This is a genomic window from Cupriavidus necator, from assembly GCF_013141915.1.
In the GTDB taxonomy this organism is placed as follows: domain Bacteria; phylum Pseudomonadota; class Gammaproteobacteria; order Burkholderiales; family Burkholderiaceae; genus Cupriavidus; species Cupriavidus necator_B.
The window spans coordinates 94,996-120,255 of the sequence record NZ_SROX01000003.1 but is presented as its reverse complement, the minus strand read 5'-3'; the positions used below and the strand labels follow the sequence as shown (position 1 = coordinate 120,255).

The 25,260-nt window shown below is 61.3% G+C and carries 25 protein-coding genes and 1 pseudogene; 16 read left to right on the top strand and 10 right to left on the bottom strand.

Features of this window, described 5'->3' with window-relative positions; all coding sequences use genetic code 11:
* Positions 1–2 precede the first annotated feature (2 nt).
* Positions 3–281 carry a hypothetical protein gene (locus tag E5S69_RS08400; RefSeq protein ID WP_058698133.1) on the top strand — a complete coding sequence of 93 codons (279 nt, stop codon included), beginning with the start codon at positions 3–5 and terminating at the stop codon, positions 279–281.
* A 640-nt stretch (positions 282–921) separates the two neighbouring features.
* On the opposite strand, the gene E5S69_RS08395 is transcribed toward E5S69_RS08400, so the two are convergent.
* The 5 genes from E5S69_RS08395 to E5S69_RS08375 form a co-directional block, all read right to left on the bottom strand.
* Complete coding sequence (locus E5S69_RS08395) at positions 922–1,476, bottom strand: DUF6283 family protein (RefSeq protein ID WP_143010729.1); 555 nt, start codon at positions 1,474–1,476, stop codon at positions 922–924.
* 16 nt (positions 1,477–1,492) lie between these two features.
* The gene (locus E5S69_RS08390; protein ID WP_081050318.1) at positions 1,493–2,038 is read right to left on the bottom strand and encodes a hypothetical protein; all 546 of its coding nucleotides are present in this window, start codon (positions 2,036–2,038) and stop codon (positions 1,493–1,495) included.
* Between the two features lie 904 nt (positions 2,039–2,942).
* On the bottom strand, positions 2,943–3,374 hold the full coding sequence (locus tag E5S69_RS08385) for an HU family DNA-binding protein (protein ID WP_058698129.1): 432 nt from the start codon (positions 3,372–3,374) through the stop codon (positions 2,943–2,945).
* A gap of 131 nt (positions 3,375–3,505) precedes the next feature.
* Positions 3,506–3,757 (bottom strand): hypothetical protein, encoded by a 252-nt coding sequence (locus tag E5S69_RS08380; protein ID WP_058698128.1) that lies wholly within the window; start codon positions 3,755–3,757, stop codon positions 3,506–3,508.
* An 8-nt stretch (positions 3,758–3,765) separates the two neighbouring features.
* Positions 3,766–4,719 carry a tyrosine-type recombinase/integrase gene (locus tag E5S69_RS08375; RefSeq protein ID WP_058698249.1) on the bottom strand — a complete coding sequence of 318 codons (954 nt, stop codon included), beginning with the start codon at positions 4,717–4,719 and terminating at the stop codon, positions 3,766–3,768.
* Positions 4,720–5,304: 585 nt separating this feature from the next.
* On the opposite strand from E5S69_RS08375, the gene E5S69_RS08370 reads away from it, so the two are divergent.
* The 3 genes from E5S69_RS08370 to E5S69_RS08360 all read left to right on the top strand — a co-directional run bounded on the left by E5S69_RS08370 (position 5,305) and on the right by E5S69_RS08360 (position 6,200).
* Positions 5,305–5,535 carry an XRE family transcriptional regulator gene (locus E5S69_RS08370; protein ID WP_233528059.1) on the top strand — a complete coding sequence of 77 codons (231 nt, stop codon included), beginning with the start codon at positions 5,305–5,307 and terminating at the stop codon, positions 5,533–5,535.
* A 23-nt stretch (positions 5,536–5,558) separates the two neighbouring features.
* Positions 5,559–5,912, top strand: a complete 354-nt coding sequence (locus E5S69_RS32595; protein ID WP_327077464.1) for a DUF2188 domain-containing protein — start codon at positions 5,559–5,561, stop codon at positions 5,910–5,912.
* A 66-nt stretch (positions 5,913–5,978) separates the two neighbouring features.
* Complete coding sequence (locus E5S69_RS08360; RefSeq protein WP_081050298.1) at positions 5,979–6,200, top strand: DUF2188 domain-containing protein; 222 nt, start codon at positions 5,979–5,981, stop codon at positions 6,198–6,200.
* Positions 6,201–6,284: 84 nt separating this feature from the next.
* Here E5S69_RS08360 and E5S69_RS08355 read toward each other — a convergent pair whose 3' ends face one another.
* Together E5S69_RS08355 and E5S69_RS08350 are read right to left on the bottom strand one after the other, a co-directional pair.
* Positions 6,285–6,617 carry a hypothetical protein gene (locus tag E5S69_RS08355; protein WP_233528058.1) on the bottom strand — a complete coding sequence of 111 codons (333 nt, stop codon included), beginning with the start codon at positions 6,615–6,617 and terminating at the stop codon, positions 6,285–6,287.
* Positions 6,614–7,381, bottom strand: coding sequence for a DUF6884 domain-containing protein (locus E5S69_RS08350; protein WP_233528057.1), 768 nt, complete (start codon positions 7,379–7,381; stop codon positions 6,614–6,616). Before E5S69_RS08350 ends, E5S69_RS08355 begins: the two co-directional genes overlap by 4 nt.
* Before the next feature lie 350 nt (positions 7,382–7,731).
* Here E5S69_RS08350 and E5S69_RS08345 point away from each other — a divergent pair, with 350 nt between their 5' ends.
* The 3 genes from E5S69_RS08345 to E5S69_RS08335 all read left to right on the top strand — a co-directional run bounded on the left by E5S69_RS08345 (position 7,732) and on the right by E5S69_RS08335 (position 9,453).
* A complete protein-coding gene (locus E5S69_RS08345; protein WP_058698125.1) occupies positions 7,732–8,655 on the top strand; it encodes a DNA-binding protein in 924 nt (307 codons plus the stop codon).
* A gap of 305 nt (positions 8,656–8,960) precedes the next feature.
* Entirely contained in the window at positions 8,961–9,134 is a 174-nt protein-coding gene (locus E5S69_RS08340; RefSeq protein ID WP_233528055.1) for a toxin HicA, read from the top strand.
* Positions 9,124–9,453 carry a type II toxin-antitoxin system HicB family antitoxin gene (locus E5S69_RS08335; protein WP_058698124.1) on the top strand — a complete coding sequence of 110 codons (330 nt, stop codon included), beginning with the start codon at positions 9,124–9,126 and terminating at the stop codon, positions 9,451–9,453. Before E5S69_RS08340 ends, E5S69_RS08335 begins: the two co-directional genes overlap by 11 nt.
* Before the next feature lie 493 nt (positions 9,454–9,946).
* On the opposite strand, the gene E5S69_RS08330 is transcribed toward E5S69_RS08335, so the two are convergent.
* Complete coding sequence (locus E5S69_RS08330; protein WP_058698950.1) at positions 9,947–11,347, bottom strand: ISNCY family transposase; 1,401 nt, start codon at positions 11,345–11,347, stop codon at positions 9,947–9,949.
* Positions 11,348–12,117: 770 nt separating this feature from the next.
* On the opposite strand from E5S69_RS08330, the gene E5S69_RS08325 reads away from it, so the two are divergent.
* The 5 genes from E5S69_RS08325 (at position 12,118) to E5S69_RS08305 (ending at position 18,642) form a co-directional block, all read left to right on the top strand.
* Positions 12,118–12,267: a hypothetical protein gene (locus tag E5S69_RS08325; protein ID WP_158577658.1), complete on the top strand. Its 150-nt coding sequence runs from the start codon at positions 12,118–12,120 to the stop codon at positions 12,265–12,267.
* Positions 12,268–12,370: 103 nt separating this feature from the next.
* Positions 12,371–13,150, top strand: a complete 780-nt coding sequence (locus E5S69_RS08320) for a DUF3800 domain-containing protein (protein WP_058697666.1) — start codon at positions 12,371–12,373, stop codon at positions 13,148–13,150.
* Between the two features lie 242 nt (positions 13,151–13,392).
* Positions 13,393–14,097, top strand: coding sequence for a translesion DNA synthesis-associated protein ImuA (gene imuA / locus E5S69_RS08315; RefSeq protein ID WP_058697665.1), 705 nt, complete (start codon positions 13,393–13,395; stop codon positions 14,095–14,097).
* Positions 14,024–15,487, top strand: a complete 1,464-nt coding sequence (locus E5S69_RS08310) for a Y-family DNA polymerase (RefSeq protein ID WP_058697664.1) — start codon at positions 14,024–14,026, stop codon at positions 15,485–15,487. The genes imuA and E5S69_RS08310 overlap by 74 nt, the downstream gene beginning before the upstream one ends.
* 5 nt (positions 15,488–15,492) lie before the next feature.
* The gene (locus tag E5S69_RS08305; protein ID WP_058697663.1) at positions 15,493–18,642 is read left to right on the top strand and encodes an error-prone DNA polymerase; all 3,150 of its coding nucleotides are present in this window, start codon (positions 15,493–15,495) and stop codon (positions 18,640–18,642) included.
* A gap of 20 nt (positions 18,643–18,662) precedes the next feature.
* Here E5S69_RS08305 and E5S69_RS08300 read toward each other — a convergent pair whose 3' ends face one another.
* Both E5S69_RS08300 and E5S69_RS08295 read right to left on the bottom strand, forming a co-directional pair.
* A complete protein-coding gene (locus E5S69_RS08300) occupies positions 18,663–19,115 on the bottom strand; it encodes a zinc-finger-containing protein (RefSeq protein ID WP_058697662.1) in 453 nt (150 codons plus the stop codon).
* Positions 19,116–19,178: 63 nt separating this feature from the next.
* Positions 19,179–19,610, bottom strand: a pseudogene (locus tag E5S69_RS08295) (SOS response-associated peptidase family protein); the annotation flags it as partial.
* 385 nt (positions 19,611–19,995) lie between these two features.
* On the opposite strand from E5S69_RS08295, the gene E5S69_RS08290 reads away from it, so the two are divergent.
* The 4 genes from E5S69_RS08290 to E5S69_RS08275 are packed head-to-tail and all read left to right on the top strand — an operon-like array spanning position 19,996 to position 25,106.
* Positions 19,996–21,159: a tyrosine-type recombinase/integrase gene (locus E5S69_RS08290; RefSeq protein ID WP_058697660.1), complete on the top strand. Its 1,164-nt coding sequence runs from the start codon at positions 19,996–19,998 to the stop codon at positions 21,157–21,159.
* Positions 21,146–22,822: a hypothetical protein gene (locus E5S69_RS08285; protein WP_058697659.1), complete on the top strand. Its 1,677-nt coding sequence runs from the start codon at positions 21,146–21,148 to the stop codon at positions 22,820–22,822. The genes E5S69_RS08290 and E5S69_RS08285 overlap by 14 nt, the downstream gene beginning before the upstream one ends.
* The gene (locus E5S69_RS08280; RefSeq protein ID WP_143010704.1) at positions 22,819–24,696 is read left to right on the top strand and encodes an integrase; all 1,878 of its coding nucleotides are present in this window, start codon (positions 22,819–22,821) and stop codon (positions 24,694–24,696) included. The genes E5S69_RS08285 and E5S69_RS08280 overlap by 4 nt, the downstream gene beginning before the upstream one ends.
* Positions 24,693–25,106, top strand: a complete 414-nt coding sequence (locus E5S69_RS08275; RefSeq protein ID WP_058697657.1) for a hypothetical protein — start codon at positions 24,693–24,695, stop codon at positions 25,104–25,106. Before E5S69_RS08280 ends, E5S69_RS08275 begins: the two co-directional genes overlap by 4 nt.
* The last annotated feature ends 154 nt before the right edge of the window (positions 25,107–25,260 follow it).

The following is a 25,260-nucleotide window of genomic DNA, read 5'->3' as shown; positions in this document are numbered from 1 at the left end:
CGATGCTCCTGCACTACGAGACCGAAGCCGATGCGCACGCGGCGGCGATGCGATTGCGCGCCATGGGGCCACATGCGCGGCGGCTACTCGAAGAGTGCGTGGAAACGCAGGAACTGAAGCGCAAGAAGGTATCAGCTGCGGCGCAGATGCTGTCCGACTCCGGTTTCATTTTCATCCGGGACAGCGGCGATATGTGGCAAGCAGAAGTCACGCTCAGTCCATCGCTGGCAGGGGAGGAAGCACTAGAGGCTCTAGAGTGGAACGAAGAGCGCTTGCGATGACGATGCTGCGATCGAAGCCGATGTACCGCGAAACGGATAAGAGCAATGGGTGCGAGCGATGGATTGGATGTGGGGGATGAGTTAGAAGCGAAAGCGACATCTAGGACTGGAGTCGAAGACGGTAAGCCCGTATTGCTCCACAAGGGGGGCAAACACTACAAAGTCGTTTTCTGTGGGCCACCACGGTTGTAGTCGTCGATGAGACGGGGACCAAGCAATGAGATTGATCGCGTGGATGCCTTCCTTACGACCTTCCATTGGCATCTGTTGGAGGTTGGGTCGCGCATGCACAGCAGTTGAGGCTCATGATGTTCGAGGAGCCAGAGCTGCCGCCGCCTGAGCGTGTGCCGCGTCAAGACGCAATTGGAAGCGGCGCAGGCCGCATTTGATCGGGCGGTACGGGAACACGGTGCCGATTCCTGCGTCGAGCTTCAATTCATGGCGGAGGTCCTCGCGCCGGTGCCGGATCTGCTACTGCGCTCCCGGTATCGCGCGGCTGTCCTGAAGCAGCGCGGTTGACAGGAAAAGGGGCAAGCGCGACGAGCGGCTCACGGCAAACACCAGTTCAGGTTGACGGCGAGACTATCGTAAGCGCTCGTTTGAGCACACCAACACCAGTTAGCGCTGGGTATTGAGACGGCTACTGACTCTCCAAAGATTTTGTAGAAGCCACAACTTTCCGACTTTGGATCGTCATTCGTGTAGGCGTGCCGTCAATCGCGCGTGCTGCTTGCCCCGTTGAAGAGTGAGGCGATCCCACGGGGCGGCAATGCTGAATAACGCTGGCGTTGGATCCCCCGATCTTGACTGCCGACTCATCTCCTTTGGCCTCGTCTTCAAAATTCGACGTCGCACGCAGCTTGTCCAGCACTTCCCGATAGTTGTCATGCAGTTCCGGCCAGTCCTCGCCAGGCTCTAGTGCTGCTGGATCAAGCCGACCGGAGACCACTGCCAGGCGCACCGCGGGATGGCGGTGTCCGACTTTCGCCAGCCATCCAGCGCACGCGAACTCCTCTCCTTGCCGGGATTGATGACACGCAAAGATACTGGCTCCAAAGTCCGGCCCCATGCCCCGGTGGTCAGGGCATGTATCAGCCAGCTTTTCGGCCAGCTCGAGATCGAAGTTTGGAATGTCTCCCGCACCCGCAGCGCGACGCCAGGGACACGATGCACAAGGTTTGCCTGGTGTTTTCATAGTTCAACTCTTGCCCTTACTCTCCAGCTGGGACGTACTCCGGAAATCCAACTTCTTGCGTCCAGAAATGCAGGCGCGGCCAGGCAGCGACACCGTTACGCTCGCGAATCGCGCAAAAGCCGGCGTGAGCGAGTCCGTGTACTCCAATGTAGGCGCGCATCTGCAGCGCCAGCCGGATTGCCTCACCATCACCACCGTACTCGTCGTCTCGAACAATCTCTTCGCCGGGCAGCCCCAATTCGGTACCCGCTGCCCAAGCCCATGCAGTGGCTTCTGGATCCGAGCATTGAATGACTGCACGATAGAGGGGATCGTCCGGATACACACCTGCCTCATCGACGACCTTCAGCATTTCGCGATGACCTGCATAGAGGTTTCCGTTCATAAGTGATCGGAAGCGCCGTGGTGTAATGGCCAGATGCCCCGCTTCGTGCAGAATTGTCGAAATCCGGCACGCAGGATCTACATGTAGCGCACCCTGCGCGATGCAGCATCCTTCGGAGAAGCCGGTTGCGCCGTCTTCGTATCGGGCAGGAACCCCGATTCCATTGAGGAAATGCATCACCCTGTCACGCGTTTCCGGGGCGTCAATTTGATAGTCCGGTGACAAGCTTGTCCGCATAAGTGATTCTCTTCCCCCCGCCGAATTTGCTTACCTGGACCGTATTGTAGCCGGTAGAATCCCCTGTCAAGCGAACCGCTTTTAGCCGTTCGAGTGGCCGCATTTCCGACAGTTCAAACACCGTGTAGCGGGTCAATATAGGTCCGCTGCCAGGCAACGCACGACGTTGCGAGCGACTGTGGTCGACCGACGACGCTTACGCGAACGCGCCGGGATATGCGACCGATTGGCGTTGGCACACGTTAAATCAGGCGCTATCGTGCAATGGCCGTCACGAACGGTGTCGCGCCGGATGATCCTTCCCTTGCCGCGTGCCGGGACTGACTGCATAGAAAAGGCCATGGAACACATCGCGGGATCGCTACCGTGATGGGCGACCCGACGTTTGAGCTTTGGCTTCCCCGTGACGACCGCACAGGCATGAGCGAGATGCAAGCTAAGCTAACGGAGCGCGAAGTCATCGACCATCTCTTTCGGATGGCGACGACGAGACTTCGATGGCACCTCCGAAATTTTGCCCTACCCGTGTGGAAGGAATGGCGAAATCTGACTGAGTGCTTTGCGTTGTCTGATCACGTCTACACGCAGTATGGATGCCTGAAGGGGATGGGGCGCGATGAAATCGCCCGGCGCACTTCATACAAGGATCGCCTCGGGCTAACCCTTGAGTACGACATCGATGCGTTGCGCTTGCGGAGGTGCTTTTCGAGGACCTGCCGGCAACCGGGGCTGGCATGGCGGCAAGTTGCTACGCCGCAGCCCTCGCCCTTCTAAGTAGGGATCCAATGCAAAAAAGCCCCGAAATCGCGAGTCGGGGCTTTTTTGTTCGCGGGAATCGTCGCGATTACGCTGCGGCGTCCTTCAGCTTCTTCAGCGGACGCACCTTGACCTTGACGCTGGCCGGCTTGGCCGCAAACCATTGTTCCTGGCCGGTGAACGGGTTCTTGCCGAACCGCTTCTTTGTGGCCGGCACCTGGATGGCCGCCACTTTGAACAGACCCGGCAGGGTGAATTCGCCGGCGCCCTTCTTATGGATCGCGCTCACCATGGTGTTTTCGAGGTGGGACAGCACAGTCTGAACGGTCTTCTTGTCCAGCTCGGTCTGGGTGACCAGGTGGGCGAGTAGGCTCGACTTGTTGAACGTGTCCTTCAGAGGCTTGGCGACCGGGGCGGCTGCGGCAGCCTTCTTGGCCGGAGCGGCCTTCTTTGCCGGAGCAGCTTTCTTTGCTGCGGTCTTCGTTGCAGTCTTTGCTACGGGTTTCGCTTTCGTGGCCATAGTCGTGTCTGGTTAGAAAAAAATGCGCGCCTGTAAGCGATTTAGGGTGGCGCACCGGCGAAGAATAGCAAAAGCAGGCGCGTATGCAAGAGGGAGGGCCCGATATCGTGTGCGCGCCAAGGGTTGCTCGATCAGCCGATCCTGAGCGCGCGGGAAGCGCGCCGGATGCGTGCAGCTGCCGCTCTCGCGGAGTCGCCCACTGCATGCCAGTCGTGGTGCCACCATGCGATAACGCTGGCAGCGGCCACGGTGTCCTCGGCACGGACGACGGCAATGACTTCCTCCGCGACGGCGGCCCACCAGGCCGCACCCTCACCGTCGCTCGCCCTTGGGTCGATCGCACGGCGGTAAATGACCTTCACAGTGTCCAGTGGAATATCCATGATCTTCCTTATTTGGCCTTTGCTGGCGCGTCAGGCGAGCTATCTTGGTGCATTGGCTCGTCCGCTGCCGGCAGTGTCGCAGCAATTCGGTCACAAGTGCGATGGCTGGCCAGCCCCAACATGCGGCTGACCTCATCACGTGAGCTGCCTGCCAGGAGATGGCGCCGGCAGAAGGTATTGCGCAACGTGCGGGGGCTTGGCTCTGCACCGGAGAACCCCATTGCGGCAAGTGCTGTGGCCACGATCCGACCGAAGCTCATGTCGGTGATCGGTCGACCATCGGGGGTGAGCGTGAATAGTAGGTCGCCCTCGACGGGGAGGATCGAGCGGCGCGCGCACCAAGTCCGCAATACAGGTATCGCGAAGTCGGCGAGGTGAACCGTGTGCGCGTCCCGTGCGCCGTGCGCCGACACAAAAAGATAGGGCGGGCTCGCATCCGGAATCAGATCCCTCAAACGCGCTGCTCGCGCTTCCCCCGCTGTAATACCCGTTGCGAGGAATGTCGCGACGATCGCGCGGCTGCGCAAGCCGGCCAGATCCTCGGCAGGCGATAGCAGATAGGCCTGTAGCCGCGCATCCTCAGCCTCATCAAGGAACAGGGGTGTGGGTTCTTCGTCTGGCCAGCGCTCAGCAAAGAGAAGTGCGGCCGCTGGGTTGTCCTGCCGCACGCCGGCGAAGACCAGATGCCGGCACAGGCGGTCCAGCAGCTTCACATACCGCATGCGGGTAGCCTGGGAGTACGACCGGCCGTCGGTCGTCTGCCAGAACGCGTCGACATCGGCGGTGCCAAATGAGGCGATGGTCGAGCCCCTGGTCATCACGTGTCGGCGGAAATGCTCGAACATTGCCTGATGTTGGACGATCGAGCGTGCTGAGAAGGGGCGGCGATCTGCGCCGGCCGCCTCACGCGCCTGCCAGTCGCGATAAGCCTGGGTCGGGTTGCTGAGCCAGAGGGAGTCCATTTGCGCCATACCCGCTGTTATATACTGAAATTATCTCATCTCCCACTCGTGCCGCCGCTTCGCGGCGTGTATTGCTTCCAAGAGAGGGTTCGGAACCGCGGCCTGCCATAGCAGTTGCGGCGCGCGGCAAGTTTTGCGCGGGTGCAGGCATAGCGTGGATAGGTGGCATCCAGCATGTCCGCGATCCGCTCCAAGCGGAGCTCCTGCGTGAAGCAGCACGCGAGCAGGCATTCCCAGGCGCAGTAGCGCATGATTTCCTGTAACAGCGCATACCGCTATTCGGGCGGAAACTGGAGATTGCCGACCTTCGCCCACACCTTCAGACCTGCATGGGCTAACGCCACGAGTTTGTCGGGCGGGGCTGGCCAGTTTCCTTCGGCATAGAGGGCCGCCACAGCGTTGTGGAGTATAATTTCACGTTCATGAAACAATCGTGACGAGCAGCTTCCACGCTGACCTCTCTTCTTCACGGGACGGGCCTCCATGCCGCGACCACTACCTGATCCGACGCCGCCTTCGCGCGCGACAATTCGCGCCATTCACCAACTGGGCGAGCGCATTCGAGCCACGCGGGCAGGGGAGGGGATGCCGATTGACCAGGCGGCAAGGCATTGCGCTGTCTCGATCGGCATGCTGTCCAAGCTGGAGAACGGCAAGGGCGTCAATCTCGAGCACGCCCTGCGTGTGCTGGACGGCCTGGGTTTGACGATGCTGGTCGTACCCAAGGCGCATGCGCCTTGGCTCGAACAGGCAGCGGCTCATGCGGCCAAGATCGGCGATGCGGCCAGGGATCAGCATGCCTGGCTGGAAGGCTAGAGACGCCGATCAGGACGGGCGTCATGCCCGGGTGCGGTCTTCGACCGGTACGGAAATGCCATTCGCTTGGCATGCTGACGCGCCTTATGCCTTGCTGGGCCATCCGATTCAGTGCCGATCCTGTGGGCGGCTTTTCCCCGGCTGCGGCGTGGGCGGCCGCCCATGCGTGCGGGGAAAATCGGCGAAGAAGCGCTCGTTGGGGCGGTCGCATTCGAGGGCACGGACGGCGGTCACACTTCCCTAGCGAGGAAGAGGCCATTGCCGCCGGGACAGAAAAGGCCAACCAAGACAAGGTCGAACTGCTGATCCATGGTCGGGACGGTCAGCTCCGCGAGCGCAACTCTTTCGGCAACGATCCACGCTCGATCAAGGGGTGATACGCTTCCCCCACGGGGTGGCATCTGGCGTCGCGGCATGGCCTGCGGCGATCTTTGGAGCTTCTGATGCCTGCAAACAGTATTAGCGTCGTGCCGGCCGAACATCAGTGGGCGCTACAAATAGACGGCACACCGGAGCCGCGTCAGTTGTTCCCCACGCTAGAAGCCGCGATTTGTGCCGGCTGGGCCAGAGCTCGTCGAGAGAATATCGAGCTTCACATCCAGCCGCTAGCTGGCAGCGTACGACTGCGCGCGGAGAGCGTCAATCCGGCGGACGTGGTTGGATAGGGCAGTCCGACATGGCGGCTATCGCCCGCCTCGGACGAGGCGGATATCGCTGGCAGCTGTGGCAGGGCACGCACCGTTGGCACGTTAGACGCACGGTCTGCCATAGCGGTTGCGGCGCGCACGCAGACGCGCTCGCGTGCACGCATAACGTGGGTACCGCCCATCCAGCATCTCGGCAATCTCCCGCAGGCTATCCCATTGCGTCGGATTGCACTCGAGCAAACTCCCGTAGGCGCAGTAGCGCAGGATCTCGTGGAGCAGGGCGTAGCGCTTTGGCTCCGGGAAATGCAGATTGCCTTCCTTGGCCCACGCCTTGTAGCCGGCGTGCGTGAGGGCCAATAGCTGGCCAGCTGTGCCATCGAGATTCTCGCTGAGCGCCTTCGCCTCCTGGTGCAGCGCTTTTTCGAATTCGCTCACGCGGCCTCCTGCAGCGGGTGAAGATCCGCCACGCCGACCCAGCGAGGGCCAATGCTGGTGCGACCGCGGATGATTTCCTCGACCTCCGCGTCGGCGGTCGGTCCGGATGGGCCTTGGAACAAGGCAAGCACACGGGCCTTGACGGCGGGCAGGTAAGGGGCCGCCCGGTAGATCAGGCCAGTCACGGCACCGGCTTCGATCCAGCCGTAGCGCCGGTAGAGCGGCGTGCCATTGGGGTGATGGCCCATCGGCTCGTTGAACCTCGGCGCAAGACCGTCGAGAAACGCGCCGAGTTGTGAGCGTTGCATGCCGATGCCGCCGGTCGTTTCCTGAAAGGCCGGCAGCGTGGTGTTGTATTGGCGAGCGAGCGCGGCGCGCATGACACGGCGGTACTCCTTGCCGCCGGCCAGCAACACCTTGCCGACCTGGGCTGGCCAGTTCGCCGATCCCGCGAATGCCGGCAGATCGGCCAACATCGCGTCGGCACGCTGCGCGGTCATGCGCTGGTCGTAGGGATCGATCACCGCGTGCGGATCCAGGAAGCCGTGACGTGCGGAGAGGATCAGGACATTCGGTCTAGCCTCCCGTCGCAGGTGCGCCCGATAGGAGTCGTACATCACGCCTTGGTAGAGGTCAATGGCACGCGCCTGCCGGTCGAGCTTCGTGCCGGAACAGGCAAGTAGCAGTAGCGCCGACGCGCTGGCGGGATGGACGCGGCCCGACGAGGTCGGGAACAGGGGGAGCTGCGTTTGGTGGGAGAGCATTGGCATCGTTGTCGAAGGGATGCTTTCACTCTATCGGCACCAACGCGAAGTCAAGGAGCGACGCCCGAACGGTTGGCGCTAGATTTCGCGCTTTCGATTCCGCATCCATTCCGCCGGAAATCGAGTACCTCGGGTCGTTGCGGCCCCTTGCGACGGGGCGCCTACCAGTCTCGAGGTAGACCCTTGGCCGCTCGCGGCCTTTCCACCCAGCCTGTTCGGCGGCCGAGCGGCTCGGCGGCGTCTGCCGGGGCCATGCACCCGTTTCCCCCTTCACCGTCGTTTCGTACTTGTTTTTCGTATCGTATCGTATTATTTTCAATACGATATCAACGGAGCACGAGCAATACGAAATGGCACGTCCGGGCATCACCTACGAGCAAGTGGCCGCGGTTGCCGAGGCGCTGGTCGCCCAACAGCTAAAGCCAACGCTGACCGCGGTGCGCGAGCGGTTGGGCAGCGGCAGCATGAACACGATTCATCGGTACTGGTCGACCTGGCAGGAACAGCAGCAGAAGCGGCCACCACGCAAGCTCAGCGAACCGAATTCACGCCTCCTTGCCGCGCTGGGCGCCGAGTTGTCCAAAGTCGCCGAGGAAGCGGCCGCCGAAGCGGAGGCCGCCCTGGCGCAGGCGATGAATGAGCTCGCCGCGATGGCAGCGAACGGCGAAGCGCTTGAAAAGGAGCGAGACGACCTGGCGCAGCAGCTCTTGGAAGTGACGACCGATCGCGATACCGTCGCGGGCAGGGCGAACGAGCAGGCCGACGAAATTGAGCGTCTGCAGCAAGGGGCGGCACGCCAACAGGAGGAGTTGGCACGCGTACGGCGCGCGCTGGCACAAGCGGAACTGCGCCTGGAAGCAGTGTCTCGCCTGGAGGACGAAGTGGTCGCGGTACGGGGTCAATGGGGGAGCGAGCAGGCTTTGCGCGCCGCGGCCGAGAAGGCCGCGGCCGTTGCCGAAGCCCAGCGCGCGGCAGAAGAGGCGGCTCGCCAACGCGCTGAAGCGCGCTTGAGTAGCGCCGAGACGCGGGAAGGGCAAGCACGCCAGGAACTGACAGAGGTGCACGCCGCGCATCAGTCCACGCGGGACAAGCTAATCGAAGCGGTCAGCCTGGCCGCTGAGGCACAGGCCGAGCTGAGAGCGTTGCGTGCTCACTTGGAGGCCAAGGGCGCGGAGACGTCCGCCGTTGGGAGTCAGCAACCGGACGAAGCGAGCGCGAACGCAACGGGGGCCGACGAAAGCAAACCGCCGGCGCGACCCCGTCGGCGGCGCTAACGGCGATCGGCATCTCCAGCTCGGGTCCTTGGGTGGTCGTATAGCAGAGCCGGGCGCTGCGTGAGCCTCTGCACTTGAGGCAAGCGGTTCTCGCTTCGGTGTTAAACACCCGCCTTTCAACCGCCCCGCGCGGCCGGCGCGCACGGCTCGACTGGGTTTTGCCGGGTAAGGCGTTCTGAGCCGTTCGCGCACTTTGATTTTCAAATGGTTGCACTATTGATACCACGCTGTCATGACAGACACCCGTAAGATCTTGGCGCAGATGCGCCAGGAGCCTGCCAGCCAATGTGCGGTTTTCGAACCTCATGAAGGTGTGCGAAGAATATTTCGGTACCGCCAGGCAATCGGGCACTAGCCATGCAGTGTTTAAAACACCTTGGCCGGGCGACCCACGTGTGAACATTCAGAATGACAAGGGGAAAGCCAACCAAGTGCTGAAGGCGATTGAGAAGCTGCACGAGGGAAAAAATGCCAACTGACCACTATACGTACCGAGTAACCTGGTCGACCGAGGACCAGGAGCACGTCGGGCTATGCGCAGAGTTCCCGTCATTGTCTTGGCTCGCCTCCACGCCTGAAGACGCCTTGGCCGGTATCCGGCAGGTCGTGGCGGAAGCCGTTGCCGACATGAAGTCCGGCGGCGAAGAAGTCCCCGTTCCGCTGGCGGACAAGCAATATAGCGGCGTCCTATCGCTTCGCATCCCGCCGGAGTTGCATCGTTCCTTGGCGACGCAGGCGGCGGAGCAAGGCGTCAGCCTTAACCGGCTCGTCAGCGCTCGCCTGGCTGTTCTGGCATAGGTAATGCCAGTCAAATTATCCCGGCGAAAGCGGCCTGGGCGCCATGCTACATCCTGCCATAAGTGATTTATACGGCATATGACGCATTCTTGGTGGGTCGGGATGGTGTTGCGTGACCCTTGGCAAGAGCCGATGCAGCGGTTTTCAAGGTCAAAAGACGGCTTGCAGAGGAAAAAGCCAATGGCCCGCTGTTGCGCGATGGTAGTCGCCGCATCTGTTGCGCAGAATCGCCTGGAAAGCCTTGAACTACTGTGGCCGACCGCCGCCACAGCGCAACACTTCAAAACATACCAGTTGTCAAAGCTAAGTTGAAATGTCCGGGTCCCGGCAAAGTTAAAATGTCCGGTTGTCCGGTGTCTGTCCAGCTTGTTTGTTCTGTCTTTTTTGGGGTTCCCGTAGGGCGGTGGTGCTGGCCTGAAGCGGCAGAGTTGTGATCAGGGTGAGGCCGTCATGCCAGCAGGGCGGATTTGAATTTCCAGGTGTCAAGCTGAAATCAATTCTCCGTTCCGTTCAGCGGCCACGGCTGCTGCTGCAACCGTTGCAGCGCTTCCAACATATCGTTCTGGCCCAGCGAGCGCTGCGACTTCTTGCCGGGCGGTCGTCCACGCTTGCGGGGAGCCCCCTCCGTGCCAGGCACAGAGAGTGACCGCGTGTTGTCGCGCTTCTCCTGAACGTATTGCGCTAATTGCAATACGTGCCCCAGGCGCTTGTTATCAACGATCGCGCCTTGATCCACTTCCGAGAGCCGATCGTAAATCGTGTAGGGCAGGGCGGCGCCATTTGCGCGTGGCTCGATTCTGCCGTCCGGATAGTGATAGACATCGATATAGCGACCGGCCAGTTTCCGATGCTCTGGCGTATCCGCCAGCAGGTAGAGCATCTTGTCGTACTGAATCGTCAGGCTCTTGGACACACAGCGCGGCTCGCGCCACGCGAAGATGAGATCCAGGTTCTCGTCGGGTCGCAGCGGCCGATGGGCGTTGTGGTCATTGCGCGGCGCCTTGGCAAAGCGCGCGTTATAGTCGGCGATGAATTCCGCCATGAAGGCATTGGCTGCCTCCATCGTGTTGATCCCACGCAGGCGCAACTCCTTGACCAACCGGTCCTGCAAGGTCAGGTGAGTCCGCTCGACACGGCCTTTTGCCTGGCTGCTGTTGGCGCAGATACCTTCGATGTTCAGCTCGAACAAGGCCCGCGCAAACTGGGTGTGGCCGTCGCCACTGGTTGCCCCTTTCTTGTTGACCCGAAAAACGCTGGCCTTGTCGCTGTAGAACGCCACCGGCTTGCCGTGGCGCTCCAGATAGGCCCGCGTCGCCGCAAAGTATGTGAACGTGGATTCCGAATGAGTAAAGCGTAGTTCCATGATCTGGCTGGTGGCGTCGTCGACGTAAACCAGCAGGGTGCAGGCTGGGGCGCGCTCCTCAAACCAGCGGTGATCGCTGCCGTCGATCTGGATCAGTTCGCCATAGCAGGCGCGCCGGTTACGAGGCTGGTAGACCTTCGGCGGCCGCTGTTTGCGCGGCACCCACAGGCCGGCCACCGTCATCAGTCGGCGGATCGTTTCTTTGGACAACGTTAGCCCATGACGCTCTCGCAGCTTCTCGGCCGCCAGGGTCGGGCCGAAGTCGGCGTAGTGTTCCCGAATCAGGCCGAGGGCCACGGATTCGCGGTCCGCTGGCATGCGATTGTTGCTGGGTCGACCGCGCCGGCGAGAAACCAGCCCGGATGCGCCTTCTTGCCTATAGCGCTCCAGCAGCCGCCGGAATTGCCGGTCCGTGATCTCCAACCGTTCGGCAGCCACCCCGGGCCGCAACTGACCATCCACGACCGCCTGGACGATCTTGAGCCTGTCTAACTCACGCATGCTTACTGTAATGACCTCGGTTCCCGCCATCCCCGGACATCCTCCATTGCATTCAACCGGGCAGGCTGAATACCATGGACAGGCGCCTCAGGCGGACATTTCAACTTTGCTAGAACCGGACATTACAACTTTGCCGCTACACCAGTAGTTCGCATAAAAAGATTTATGTTAAATCATTCAGTGCGACCGGGCACAGCACGCACATAACAGCGCAGCGTGGACCTCTTCCTGGCTTCTTTCCATAAATGGAGGCCTGCGGTACGCGCTATCAAATGACCAGCAAATAGAAGCGCTTCTTCTAACTTACTGAAATTATTAGCATTTATATCAGAGAGAGGCTCGTAGCTTCGAGGTCGTGAAGTAAGCTATCAAATTAGTTAGCGATTGTGACAGCGCCGGCCGCAAGTTCATCGTGAGGCCGCGACAAAAGGCCTCTAGCCGCTGGCTGTCACTCTAAACGCACGAGCCTGGCGCGCCGACTTCGACGCCGGTCGCCGCGACCTCCGACCAGGCACTCGCCTGGAGGAGTGGCTGCATCGAGGGCAAGGCCGTGCGAGGTTGTGCCATGAGCTGCTGCAGCGAAGACCATACCACCGTGGTGGAAGGGCTGCGGCTGGAGGAACTGCTCAATCGTTCAACTACCGTTGCAAAGACTTTCTGGTCCGAAGGGGAACGTTTCTGCCATAAGAAGTGGCAGCCCAGGAACAGAAGATTGGTCGCCCCTCGAGAAGTCCCAGAAGGGCAAGCCAGTAAAACTCCTGCCACGCATTCTTCCAGATTTATGAGCCCACACAAGGCCGATGGCCGACCCCTTGTTCAGCGTGGACACCAAGGACTTCGACATCGACAAGTGTCGGTTCGCCCTGATCGCCAGCAGCGCGTTGCAGATCGTGATCGGCGTGACGGGGCGCCCACTACAGACGCCTGCCGCCATTTCCGACAACGGATAGGGCACGTCCGTCCGGCCAAGTAGCGTCCATAGCGAGATCATTTTGAAGCCCGGCCCTTTGGTGTGCCTCATAATGGCACCCTCATATAACCAACGCATCACGCATGACCTCCAGCTTTCGCGTCTATATCGACGAGTCGGGCGACGAAGGATTTGTGTTCCTTCCCAACGAGCAAGGTAGTTCGAGGTGGTTCGTCCAGTCCGCCACGGTAGTTCGCACTGTGAACGACCTAGCAATGGTGCAACTCGTCAAGAACGCTAGGGAGCTACTGAGGAAGCCTGCTAAATCGCCCCTGCATTTTCGCAACCTGCGGCATGAGCACCGGGTGCCTCTGGCGCGCATGATTGGGGAGGCGCCACTGCGGCACGTGCATGTGCTGGTCCACAAGCCCTCAATCGCCGACCCGGAGGTTTTTCAGCAGGAGGCGTTTTCCTTATACCGCTACACGATCCGCCTTTTGCTGGAACGCGTGAGCTGGCTGTGCAGGGATACCGCGCGCCCTGGTGAGGGTGATGGTAAGGCCGAACTGATTTTCTCGAACCGATCGGCGATGTCCTATGCCGACCTCCATCATTACCTTGTGCGACTGCAGGGCCGGGAAGACTGCCGCATCCATTGGGACAGCCTCGACCTTGATGGCGTGCGCGCAGTGAATCACGACCAGTTGGCAGGCCTGCAGGTCGCCGACGCCGTGGCGACGAGCGCGTTCTACGCAGTCCACAGAAATCAGTATGGGGAGACGGAAGACCGATACCTGCGCATGCTCGCACGCAACCTGTATCGGCGCAATGGACAGGTGGACGGCTACGGCTTGAAGTTTTGGTGCGGCGACGCAGAAGATGGGGAGCGTCGGCGTGTGATCGCCGCGGTGCGCGACGACTGAGAAAAGACGGTTGCAGGCCCCGGATTCGAGGATCCCACCCAAAACGGGCTGCCGTCTTTCGACGACCTCTACAAGCTCCGCGCTTGCCTGCAACACCCAAATTATACGAGCCCTGATGCGATTTTCGCAACAGGGCTGGTTGGCCGCTGGTGGCAGCGATCGCGCGATGGAACCGCTCATGTGACGGATAATGCAGGTGAATACTGTATAAATATACAGTACACTGGGGGCAGGAGCTCGCCATGCTAACCGTCGCCCCAGAATCCATTCATCCGTCACTTTGGCTTGCCTCGCAGCTTGCTCGGGGCAACGCACGCACCGTTCCAACCGGGTATCCGTCGCTCGACAAGGAGCTTCCGGGCGGCGGCTGGCCGATCGGTTGCCTGACGGAGTTGCTGCAGCGCCAGCCGGGTATCGGCGAGTTGCGCTTGCTACGCCCTGCTCTCGTCGCGCGCTCGAACCGCCCTGTCGCGCTTCTGGCACCGCCGCACGCGCCTCAAGCGTTGGCGCTCGCCAACTGGGGCGTCCCGTCCGCGCAGACTCTCTGGATCGAAACCCGGCACACCGCTGACGCCCTGTGGGCCGCGGAGCAGATCTTGCGCGCCGGGACCTGCGGAGCGCTCGTCTTTTGGCAGTCGCACCTGCGTAACGATGCGCTTCGGCGTCTGCATCTTGCCGCCCAAGCCTCCGATGTCCTTTTCTTCGTGGTTCGTCCGACGGCCTGTGCACGCGATGCCTCGCCGGCGCCGCTGCGCCTGACATTGGAGCCCGCATCGGACGGAATTCGTGTGCAGTTCGTTAAGCGTCGAGGCCCGCAGCAGGAATCGCCGCTCCACATAGCGCTGCAGCCCTCCCCCATTCTGTTGTATCGCCATGCTGCGCCTGTGGATCTGCCTGCGCCTGTCGTCCCTGCCCCTCGAAGTATTCCGACCGAACTGGTCCACTGAGCTAGCGGTTGCTGTCCTGGACAGGGAGCGCGTGCATATGGCGTCGCCGCTGGCCATTGCGGCCGGCGTGAAGCCGGCAATGCGCCGCGGTGGCGTACAGACGATCGCACCGCAGACCATTCTCTTTGACCGCGATGGTTGCGCAGAACTGGCGGCGCTCGAGCGTGTCATGATGGCGATGCTGCAGTTCTCGCCCAATGTCGCTGCGTCCGAGGAGGCGGCGGTGCTTGTCGACATCAGCACCACGCTGCGACTATTCGGCGGCGTCCGCAAGCTGCGGCAACGGATGCTGGCGGCCGTCAGGGCAATGGGGTTCAGTCCTGTCGCGGGATGCGCACCAACCGCCGAAGGCGCTTGGCTACTTGCGCGCTCTGGTGGCGGAACGGCATTAAGTATGCCCACATTGGTGCGAGCGCTGGTCGGCATCCCCGTTGCGATCCTGCCGGCGGCGCGGCCGTTTGATGAGTGGCTGGACGGACTCGGCTGTCGGACGCTAGGAGACCTGCGCCGGCTGCCGCGCGCAGGCCTGCAGCGCCGATGCGGCGCCGCCATCCTTGAGGCGTTGGATCGCGCCCATGGGGAAGCACCTGAAGTCTTCGAATGGGTCGAAGCTCCCCCATCGTTTGACGCCGCGGTGGATCTTCCGGATAGGATGGACAACGCTGAGTCCGCCCTTGCCTACACTCGCGGCTTGCTGGTACAGATGGTCGGCTGGCTAACCGCCCGGCACCTGGCCATCAAGCGGTTTGCGGTCGAACTGCGCCACGAGCGCGGCCCCGCTGCCATCGCACCAACGAAGATTGAGATTGCGCTGGCCGAGCCCAACTGGCATGAAGAGCATTTGGTTCGCCTGCTCAAAGAGCGTCTGACGCGGCTGACTGTCGAGGCGCCGATGATTGCCGTCGCGGTGTCTGCCATCGAGACCGAGCCGGTGGCACCCCCCAGCGATTCATTGTTTCCAGAACCGGGCGGCACGCCGGCGGACCATGCACGCCTGCTTGAGTTGCTGGTGGCACGCCTCGGCGCTGACAATGTCCGCCAACCGTGCTTGCGTGCAGACTACCGCCCGGAAGTCGCCAACAGCTGGCAGTCTGCCACTGACAAGCCGCCCAGCGCAACGTTGCCCGCAGGCCTGCCACGTCCTGTTTGGCTGCTCGGCAAGCCGGTGCCGCTGATTGAACGCGACCACCGTCCCTTCTACGGATCGCCACTGCGTATCGTCTCACCGCCTGAGCGCATCGAGTCGGGCTGGTGGGGCGGCCAGCTGGTGACACGCGACTATTTCGTTGCGGAGGCGAAGGACCACACCTGCTACTGGATCTTTCAGGAACGCATGGGCAGCCGAGAAGGCGATGAGGCTCGGTGGTATCTGCATGGCCTCTTCGGCTGAAAACCATGGACATCAACGCCAAGGCAGGTCTGCCCGCCTACGCGGAACTGCACTGCCGCTCCAACTTCTCCTTCCTCGCCGGCGCCTCACGGCCGGAAGAGCTCGCTGAGCGCGCCGCTCAGTTGGGCTACCACGCGCTCGCCATCACGGACGAGTGCTCGCTAGCGGGCATCGTTCGTGCCCACACAGAGGCCAGGAATGCCGGCCTTCGCCTTGTAATTGGCGCCTGGTTCCGGCTGCAGAACGCCGACGGCTCTCCCGCGCTCTCATTCCTTGCGCTTGCCCGTAACCGCGAAGGTTATGGCAACTTGTGCGAACTGATCACGCTCGCGCGCATGCGCGCCGCCAAGGGTTCCTATGTGCTGACCCCACGCGACTTGGCCGCGCCCGAAGCGCCGTCCGAGCATCTGAAGGGGCTGCCAGATTGCTTGATCGTGTTCACGCCGGACTATGGCGTGGCGGCCGAGAAGCTGGAGGCGCAATCGGCATGGGTGAGCGCGACTTTTGCTGGCAGGGCGTGGATGGGATTGAGCCTGCTCTACAAGCCGATGGACGATATCCACCGCGGCACGGTCGAAGCGGCCGCGGCGCGACATCACCTGCGCATCGTCGCCACTGGCAACGTCACCATGCACGTACGCTCGCGCAAGCCGATGCATGACGTGCTGACTGCCATCCGTGTGCATCGCCCGGTTCCCGAATGTGGGTATGACCTCCTGCCTAACGCCGAGCAGCACCTGCGCTCCCGCTTGCGACTCGCCAACATTTACCCGCACCGCTACCTGACGGAGTCGGTCCACATTGCAAACCTGTGTCAATTTTCGCTGGACGAGCTCCGTTACGAGTATCCCGAAGAAGTGGTGCCGGATGGCGTCACGCCGTCCGACTATCTGCGGGGCGAAGCCTATGTCGGCGCGCACCGTCGCTATCCGGACGGCATCCCCCTTGCCGTCCAGCAGCAACTCGAACATGAATTCGCACTGATCCGCGACATGTCGTATGAACCCTATTTCCTGACGGTCTACGACATCGTGCGGTTCGCCCGCTCCAACGGCATTCTCTGCCAGGGTCGCGGGTCCGCAGCCAATTCCGCCGTCTGCTACTGTCTCGGCATTACCGAAGTTGACCCGGCACGCGGCAACCTGCTGTTCGAGCGGTTCATTTCAAAAGAGCGCGCCGAGCCGCCCGATATCGACGTCGACTTCGAGCATCAGCGCCGCGAGGAGGTGATCCAGTACCTGTATCGCAAGTACGGGAGGGACCGCGCGGCACTGGCTGCCGCGGTGACCACCTACCGGCCTCGCAGCGCGCTGCGCGACACAGGCAAGGCATTAGGTGTGGATCCCGCGATCGTCGACCTGGTCGCGAAATCTCACCATTGGTTCGACAGCAAAGCGGATCTCCTTAAGCGTTTTGGCGAAAGCGGCGTGGATACGGAAGCGGCATTGTCCCAACGCTGGGCACACATGGCCGTGTCGCTGCTTGGCTTCCCGCGGCATCTCTCCCAGCACACAGGAGGTTTTGTGCTCGCGCGTGGCAAGCTTTCCAGGCTGGTGCCAATCGAGAACGCGGCCATGGCCGATCGCAGCGTGATCCAGTGGGACAAGGACGACCTTGACGCCTTGGGGTTGCTCAAGGTTGATGTCCTCGCGCTCGGCATGCTGTCTGCGATCCGGCGAGCCCTGGATCTGGTGACGCAACAACGCGGAGAAGCCTTTGAGCTGCAGGACATTCCAGCGGAAGATCCGAAGACCTACGAGATGATTTCGCGGGCGGATACGGTGGGCGTGTTCCAGATTGAGTCGCGCGCCCAGATGTCGATGCTGCCCCGCTTGAAGCCGCGCACCTTCTATGACCTCGTCATCGAAGTGGCGATCGTTCGGCCGGGCCCGGTTCAGGGTGGCATGGTGCATCCCTACCTGCGTCGCCGGCAGGGCTTGGAGCCGGTCAGCTATCCGAGCCCGGAGATGGAGCAAGCCCTGTCCCGCACGCTGGGTGTACCGATCTTTCAGGAACAGGTGATGCAGGTAGCCATGCTGGCGGCAGGCTTCTCAGCTGGGGAAGCGGATCAACTGCGTCGCGCCATGGCCGCCTGGAAGCGAAAAGGTGGGTTGGAGCGATACCACGAACGCATCGTGACGGGCATGCTCGAGCGCGGCTACGATCTGGAGTTCGCGGAGAGCATCTTCCGGCAGATCCAGGGCTTCGGCGAGTACGGCTTTCCGGAAAGCCATGCAGCAAGCTTCGCACTTCTCGTCTACGCGAGTGCGTGGCTCAAGTGCCACGAGCCTGACGCCTTCCTCTGCGCCATGCTGAATAGCCAGCCGATGGGCTTCTACACGCCATCCCAGCTGGTGCAGGACGCCAAGCGCCATGGCGTCACGGTTCTTCCTGTTGATGTGACAGTGAGTGGCTGGGACGCCAGCCTGGAAAGTCATGAAGGCTCGGTGCTGGCTGTACGCCTGGGCCTCTCGCAGCTGAGGGGCATGCGCCGCGAAGCGGCCGAACGCATCGAAACGGCACGCGCACTCCGGCCCTTCGCCTCCGTCAAGGTTCTTGCTCGCAGAGCGTCGCTAGACCGGCACGATGTCAATGTACTGGCCGCTGGCAATGCGTTGATTGGCCTTACGGGTAGTCGACGCCAGGCGATGTGGCAGGCGGCTGCAGCGGTACCTGACAAGGATCTGCTGCGGCCCGCGGATCTGGACGAGCCAATGCCCGAACTCTCACAGCCAACGGAAGGCGAGGAGATCGTCAGCGACTATCGCTCGCTCGGCCTCACGCTGAACCGCCACCCGCTTGCCCTGCTCCGCCACAAGCTTGCTGCATTGCGCTTTGTGCCCGCCGACGTGCTTGCCACCTACGCGACGCGGCAGATTGCCCGTGGCTGCGGAATCGTGACCGTACGGCAGCGGCCGAGCACGGCGAATGGCGTGGTCTTCTTGTCATTGGAGGACGAGACCGGTACCGTCAGCGTCATCGTCTGGCCGTCCGTGATGGAGAAGTACCGACGCGAGGTATTGACGGCCTCCCTACTCGGTGTCTATGGCCAGTGGCAATGCGAAGGCGAGGTGCGGCACCTGATCGCGCAACGCTTTGTCGACTTGTCGCCCATGCTTGGATCCCTGGACACCGCGAGCAGGAATTTCTGCTAACAGTATCCTCGTTGCCCTCATCAGGAACCCGAAGGCTCTCGCCCACGTGAGGCCTGGAACTCGGCGATGCATTGGATGGCCTGTTCGCACTGCTCAAGCGAAAGGGCATGGATGCTGGGACTGTCGACTGGAATGCGGAGCGATGCAATCAGCCACTTCATTGCCTTGCCCCTCGCCTCAAAGGCATTGACACCGTCGCGCCGCATCTTCGCAGTGACCAACGGATCGAGGGCATCGTGCAGTCGGCTCTTCTTTTCGCGCAATGCCGCGTCGGCCAATCTTCCAAGCGGGGTGTGTTGCTTGCTTCGCGCACGCACGCCGATCCACGCCTGGCACGGGGAGCAGATCCACACAGGCCCGTGGTCCTCCAAATACGGGTATGCCTCTTCTCCCACGCGGGCAAGAACCGCCTTCCCGCCGCAGTAATCGCAGAGGGGCTGAGGAGGAGCAGGTATCGGTCGGCCAACACGCATCAATGACCCTGAGTTGCCAGGAGGTGAGCGATTCTACGACATGGAATCGGGATTCTTCGTTCCCTACGCTGCCAACCGGTGCTCGTAGTAGGGCTGGTTCCGGTCGTCCAGGATTGCATCGAGCGCGGCCAAGTTCTTCGCGTCGGGATTCAACCAGGCTTCCACATGCTCGGGCTTGACTGGCACGATACAACGATCATGCCCTGCGGCCGACACCTCAGCGGGCGGCTCGTCGGTAATGGCAGCGAAGGAATAGAGATCGGCCTCGCCCTCTCCTCCTTTGCTGATCGACCATAGACACGCCACCAACATGTCCTGCTGCGGCTCGGGCCTGAACTCCAAAACCACGCTCTCTTGCTGCTCGCCAGGTGCCAGCTCTCGCTGCTCCATCCGATGCCGTGCGACATTTTCGTAGAAAGCATTGACGATCATGATGCCGTGTCGATAGCCGTATAGCTGTCGCCATGCCTTCTTCAAATTGTCGCGTCTGGCGTTGTTCTGGAACCTTGTATCTGTTAGGAATTTTACTAGTCTTTCCAAGACGAGTAGCCGGTGGGGGCGCGGGGGAGGGAAAAATGGGTCGGAGGGTTGTGGATAACTTCACTCTCGCGCGCTGGCGAAGACTGGAGGCGGTCGTGGTCCTTCGTGCAGTTGCTGAATACGCCAAGCAGGATGGGCAATTTAGACCACGGCAGAGCCATGGCACAACTCGCTGGCACGCGAACGTGGACGGCGTGGACTACGAAATCCTGTGCACGGGACCCCGGTTCCTAGATACACGTGCGAACCGAGGCGGTGGAGGTGCGGTCGATCTGGTAATGCACCTGATGCGGCTCGACTTCAAGCGCGCCGTAGCAGTGTTGAAGGCCAAGCAGCTCTGATGCGTCTTGTCGCATCGACTGAGGATCTTGTTATGGGCGGGCGGCCCTACCCCGGCTTCCCAATCCTCCTATGGGACAGCATGGAGAGCTGCGCGGAAGCCAACGAATTCCTGCGCCACTACCTGCTCCGCGGTGCTATCGGCTCGCGTAATTCTTGGGAACCGACAGGGCGTTCTCTTTACGACTACTTCAGCTTCCTTCAGGCGCACGACCTGCGTTGGGACGACGTAGATCGCGGAGAGAAAAAAACGCTGCTCGCCGCCTATCGAGACTACTGCTTCAAAACTGCGGGTCTCCAACGCAATACTGTACGGAACCGTCTCTTATACGTGTGCGAGTTCTATTCCTTCGCACAGCAGAGGGGCTGGATCAAGCAGCTTCCTTTTGGCTATGAGACGCGACGAACGATGCGTACGGGGGGCTTTCTCGCGCATGCCGATGGAAGTGGCGGAACGAAAGCCGTGCGCGATGTGATGCCGAGGGCTCGCAAGGACCTGCCTCAATATCTCACCCTCACACAAGTCCATGCCCTATTGACTGCAGCCGCTAACCCTCATCATCGCATGATTATTAGGCTTGCCGTGGGCTCTGGCCTGCGCCGGGAGGAACTGGCCTCCTTCCCGCGCGCCTATGTCTTCGATCCAGACCTTGCCGGACGGCCAGAGCGCAACATCCGTGTCCACCTTGATCCTGAGGATGGCCAAGGGATGCAGACCAAAGGCAACAAGCCGCGCTCAATCTACATCGGCCGGCGGCTGATGAAGGACCTGAACCACTACGCAATCCATGAGCGCGGCCTGCGCTCCTCGCTAAGCGGGGCGCCGCAAAAGGCGCTGTTCCTCAATCAGTTCGGCGAGCGGTTTACGGACGATGGAAAAAGTCTGAATCGTATTATCAAGGAGATCGGCAGGAAGGCCGGCGTTCGCGTGTGGGCTCACCTTCTGCGCCATACGTACGCGACTCACACCCTCGTCTCGCTCCAGCGGGTCCGCGACCGAAGCCGAATCGAACCCCTGGTGTTTCTGAAGCAGCAGTTGGGCCACGCCTCAGTGCAGACCACGATGGTGTACCTGCATCTGGTCAATGAATTGGCTGACGAGGCTGTGCTGGCGTACGACGACGAACTCAATGACCTGGCGGATGCGCTGAATGGGCAAGCGTAAGACCTTCTTCAAGACGGATCTGACAATTCCTCAGATAGAGCATGAGCGCGATGCTGAGGGGAGGATCGTCATCACCGCGGCAGCAATGCCTCCGAGCTGCACTGAAGTGAGATTCGGACGGAACACCACCAGGCTCCGGACATTCGAGTTCGCCCCTTGGTACGGCGTCGGCATTGACCCGATCACCTATGCCTGTCAGCGGCAGGTTGAGCGCTTCCTCGGCAAGCAGGACTCAGACGTCCAGGTGACGACTGTCGTGGGCTACTGCAAACTAGGCCTCGCGAGATTTTTGACGCACCTAACCATGCTCGGCACCGCAAACGGCCGACCGATGCGCCTGACCGACATCACCCGCGACACCATAGATAGCTACCTGCTCTTTCTCCGAGACCAAGGCATCGCCACGGACTCGCAGCGAACGGCGTACAGCTATACCAAGTCCGTCTTGCAGGCCTTGGGACGGCGAGGACTGGTCCACGTGATCGAACGCGGCAGTGAAGCCACGTTCCCCAGCAACCCCTTCCCCGGCTCGACACGCGGAGGCAAAGGGGAGCGCCCGCTATCTGCCACCGAGAAGAAGGCCTTCACGCTTGCCGTGAGGACGGCGGTGCAGCCACTGTTTGGAGAGGACGCAGAACCCACGGCAACACTAGCAGCCTATGCCCTGCTGGTCGTAGCCTTGCACACGGGTCGGAACACCACGCCATTGCTAGAGATGCCGATGAACTGCCTGCGCGCGCATCCAAAGGAAGGAATAGAGTTTCTGGTCGTGTTCAAGCGCCGAGGTTACTCCTCCACCAAGGTGGCGCTGCGCGCATCCAATTCCGTGATGCGTGTTGTGGAATCTACGCCGACACTGCGCTCCACGGTAGCTGGGTTGATTCGCCGCGTTCTTGCGCTGACGGCTGGCCTGCGCCGTGAGGCGCCGGAAGACATTCGTGATCGAGTATGGCTGTATCGACGAAGTAGGGACAGTGAAAGTCGCGTCAGCGCACTGACGCACGGCACCCTCGAAGAGGCAATCAAAAAGCTGGTCAGGACGTACGACCTCCGGGGCGATGACGGCGAGCCGATGCGGATCAACGTCAGCCGGCTGCGCAAGACCTTCGTCAACCGCGTGTACGAGATTCTGGACGGCGATGTCGTCGCCACCGCGACCGCGGCTGGGAACTCACTCGTCGTCACCATGCGCAACTACCTGCGACCTAGCGAAGATGCCCGCAAAAACTGGCGCTTCATGGGCCTGGTGCTGGTCGAGGAGCTTTTGACAAACACCCTCGGTGCCACTGAACGAACGCCGGTTGGCCGGTGCTCGGACACCACCGCCGGCGAGTATGCCCCAAAACGAAACGGCGACCTTTGCCAAAGCTTTCTGAACTGTCTTCGCTGCCGCAACTACGTCGTCACCGGCGATGACCTATGGCGGTTGTTCTCGTTTTACTTTCGGATCTTGCGCGAGCGCCCGCGCGTGGATAAGCGCCGCTGGGACCACCACCTTGCCCACATCCCTCGTCTGATCGACCGCGACGTCATCCAAGCCGGCCTTCGCCGCAAGTTGTTCAAGCCTGAGCAGGTGAATGCCGCCCGAGAACGGGCACGACACGATCCTCACCCCCTCTGGGCCAGCCCCACAATCATCAACGAATTGAATTCACTGGCGTGATGTCCCTAGCCAGAAGAGCGCTGGACCAGGAGCCTGTCGGCCAGCCAATCCTTGATCAGGACAACCTCGCCGCCACCATCATCTCGACTTGCACGATCAACGGCAAGGTGGTCATCCTCAGCCGGTACGGCGACCCAAAGTGGCGGCTCGTCGGGCAGCCTACGAACAAGGGAGCGTCGGAACAGTACGTAGACTTCAACGCCATACCCGCGGGCTGGCGGGCCACGATGAAGGCGATCTTGTGGCACTACATGCGCCGCGGACGCGAGGGAAAGAAAAGGCCGTCGCCTCGCGCCGTGACGAAGCTCCTTGTGGACGCCAAGTCATTCCTGCAGCACTTGGTGCGATTGAACATCACTAGGCTGGCCGATGTCACGCCCTTCGCGTGCTCGCTGTTCGTTGACTTCTGCAGACAGCATCGCCAGCGGCAAGGTTCCGCCAGAGCGGGAGAACTGCTGAAAGCCTCCTCGCTTGGACAGCTATACGGCGCTGTCGAGGCGCTCCATGAGTTGAGTCAGTACACGAGGGATGTAATGCCTGACCATCCTTGGGCCGGCACGTCGGCCACCCACTTGGCCGGTCTGACCGGTCAAGGAACGGGGTTTCGGGGAGGCAAGACCCCGCTTATGCCGGACGATGTGTTCACCACTCTCTTTCAGCGCGCCTGGTCATTGGTTGAAGCAGCCGATGATCTTCTTGATGTCCGCGATGAGATCTTGATCCTGCGGCAGGCGGCCGGCGGGAAGACACCGGCCGAGGGTATTTTCGTCCGAAGTCGGGGCTGGGCGGACATGTGGGAGTTCAACAAGGCGGTGATCGAACTGCGCACCGCCTGCTACATCGTCGTGGCGAGCCTTTCCGGGTGCCGCAACCATGAACTCGGCTTTGTCCAAAGGGGAGCCTGCTACGCCACGGAGGCGGCCGCAGACGACAAGGGTGAGCCCCGGACTTACAACTGGATGCGTTCGCAATCCACCAAGACAGGCGAAGGCCGCGCAGAGTGGATGGTTCCTGAGGCGGTTGTGACTGCGCTGAAGGTGATGGAGCGGTGGTCTGCTCCCTATCGGGCCGTGATCGAGGCCGAGATCGAAGCTCTTCGTTCGCAGAACCCCCTGGACCCTGAGCTTGCCGAGGCGCAACTGCATATGAACGCCGTCTTCGTGGCCATGACGCCGAACAGAGGCAACCAGGTGCGCACGATGTCACTAGGGGCGTGGAACAAGGCGTTGAAATCGTTTGCGCAGAATTGCGGCTTGGATTGGGACTTGGCCAGCCATCACTTTCGCCGGAAGTTCGCAAGCTATGCCGCCCGGAGTCAGTTCGGAGACCTGCGGTACTTACGATCACACTTCAAGCATTGGTCGATGGACATGACGCTAGGCTACGCTCTCAACGAGTCACAGGAGATTGCCCTCTACGCCGAGATCCAGACTGAACTCGACGACATCAAGAATGAAGTCGTGGAAGGCTGGCTGCGACCCGGCACCGCCCTAGCCGGTGGATACGGTCGAAATATCGTGTCCTGGCGGGGCGGCCAGGCCGTGACCATTTTCAAAGACCACCGCCAGATGGTTCGGTCGTTGGCGGAAAGTACGTCCATCCGCAGCAACGGGCATGCGTGGTGCACAGCCGACGATAACCGGTGTGTCGGCAATGATCTAGAGCGCACGCGTTGCAGCGGCTGCAATAACGCGGTCATCGGGCCAGAGTACGCTCCGCTCTATCGGGGCCTCCATGATCATCTGCAGGAGGTGCTAGCCTGTGATGACATCGGCGAAGGCGGACGAAATCTGGTCCGCCGAGACATGCAGCGTTGTCGCGATGTGTTGGTGACCCTGAGTCAGGGGGACAATTCGGAGTCTGCCGCGCCATGAGCAAACAACGCAAGCCAGCAGATCAGCGCGAGAAGGATCTACGCCTGGCGATGTTTCGAATCCAGCAAGGTCGTGCTCGCCACACCAAGGCGAAGAAGCTTACCATCAGCGCAGTTGCCGAAGAGGCTGGGGTGACCGGTCCGCTCATCCACAACCACTACCCCAAGATCGCTGAAGCCATTCGACTAGCCCAAGGTCGCGACAGTCGCGCTCAGCGCAACGCAAAGCAACTGGAGCTAAAGGCGGCACGTGACAAAACTCGTGAGCTTCGGCAGGAGATTGCAAACCTCCGCTCGGATGTGAGTCGGCTGGCATCGATCAACGAGGTATTGCTCGCTGAGAATGCCATGCTACGGTCGCGGCTGGGCGATTCCGACGTGGTGCCGATGGTCAAGCGACGTCAAAACTGACGCCCACGGCTTCGCAGGCTGATCATGCCGCTACGAAACCATACCAAGCGCGGAACAGACTCCGATAATTGTTGGTCCGGATACCAATTCACAGACATCGCCGTTTGTGCCGTTGGCGGAAGTCGCTTTCCGGCCATGAAGAGCCGTTCGATTT

Coding starts and splice junctions, on each gene's coding strand:
- E5S69_RS08345 (WP_058698125.1), top strand. CDS start 7,732: ATGGCACGTCCGGGCATCACCTACGAGCAAGTGGCCGCGGTTGCCGAG.
- E5S69_RS08290 (WP_058697660.1), top strand. CDS start 19,996: ATGCGTCTTGTCGCATCGACTGAGGATCTTGTTATGGGCGGGCGGCCC.
- E5S69_RS08390 (WP_081050318.1), bottom strand. CDS start 2,038: ATGCATTTCCTCAATGGAATCGGGGTTCCTGCCCGATACGAAGACGGC.
- E5S69_RS08340 (WP_233528055.1), top strand. CDS start 8,961: ATGAAGGTGTGCGAAGAATATTTCGGTACCGCCAGGCAATCGGGCACT.
- E5S69_RS08400 (WP_058698133.1), top strand. CDS start 3: ATGCTCCTGCACTACGAGACCGAAGCCGATGCGCACGCGGCGGCGATG.
- E5S69_RS08360 (WP_081050298.1), top strand. CDS start 5,979: ATGCCTGCAAACAGTATTAGCGTCGTGCCGGCCGAACATCAGTGGGCG.
- E5S69_RS08380 (WP_058698128.1), bottom strand. CDS start 3,757: ATGGATATTCCACTGGACACTGTGAAGGTCATTTACCGCCGTGCGATC.
- E5S69_RS08375 (WP_058698249.1), bottom strand. CDS start 4,719: ATGGACTCCCTCTGGCTCAGCAACCCGACCCAGGCTTATCGCGACTGG.
- E5S69_RS08320 (WP_058697666.1), top strand. CDS start 12,371: ATGACCTCCAGCTTTCGCGTCTATATCGACGAGTCGGGCGACGAAGGA.
- E5S69_RS08285 (WP_058697659.1), top strand. CDS start 21,146: ATGGGCAAGCGTAAGACCTTCTTCAAGACGGATCTGACAATTCCTCAG.
- E5S69_RS32595 (WP_327077464.1), top strand. CDS start 5,559: ATGCCCGGGTGCGGTCTTCGACCGGTACGGAAATGCCATTCGCTTGGC.
- imuA (WP_058697665.1), top strand. CDS start 13,393: ATGCTAACCGTCGCCCCAGAATCCATTCATCCGTCACTTTGGCTTGCC.
- E5S69_RS08395 (WP_143010729.1), bottom strand. CDS start 1,476: ATGAAAACACCAGGCAAACCTTGTGCATCGTGTCCCTGGCGTCGCGCT.
- E5S69_RS08305 (WP_058697663.1), top strand. CDS start 15,493: ATGGACATCAACGCCAAGGCAGGTCTGCCCGCCTACGCGGAACTGCAC.
- E5S69_RS08335 (WP_058698124.1), top strand. CDS start 9,124: ATGCCAACTGACCACTATACGTACCGAGTAACCTGGTCGACCGAGGAC.
- E5S69_RS08330 (WP_058698950.1), bottom strand. CDS start 11,347: ATGGCGGGAACCGAGGTCATTACAGTAAGCATGCGTGAGTTAGACAGG.
- E5S69_RS08310 (WP_058697664.1), top strand. CDS start 14,024: ATGCTGCGCCTGTGGATCTGCCTGCGCCTGTCGTCCCTGCCCCTCGAA.
- E5S69_RS08275 (WP_058697657.1), top strand. CDS start 24,693: ATGAGCAAACAACGCAAGCCAGCAGATCAGCGCGAGAAGGATCTACGC.
- E5S69_RS08370 (WP_233528059.1), top strand. CDS start 5,305: ATGCCGATTGACCAGGCGGCAAGGCATTGCGCTGTCTCGATCGGCATG.
- E5S69_RS08325 (WP_158577658.1), top strand. CDS start 12,118: ATGGCCGACCCCTTGTTCAGCGTGGACACCAAGGACTTCGACATCGAC.
- E5S69_RS08300 (WP_058697662.1), bottom strand. CDS start 19,115: ATGCGTGTTGGCCGACCGATACCTGCTCCTCCTCAGCCCCTCTGCGAT.
- E5S69_RS08385 (WP_058698129.1), bottom strand. CDS start 3,374: ATGGCCACGAAAGCGAAACCCGTAGCAAAGACTGCAACGAAGACCGCA.
- E5S69_RS08350 (WP_233528057.1), bottom strand. CDS start 7,381: ATGCTCTCCCACCAAACGCAGCTCCCCCTGTTCCCGACCTCGTCGGGC.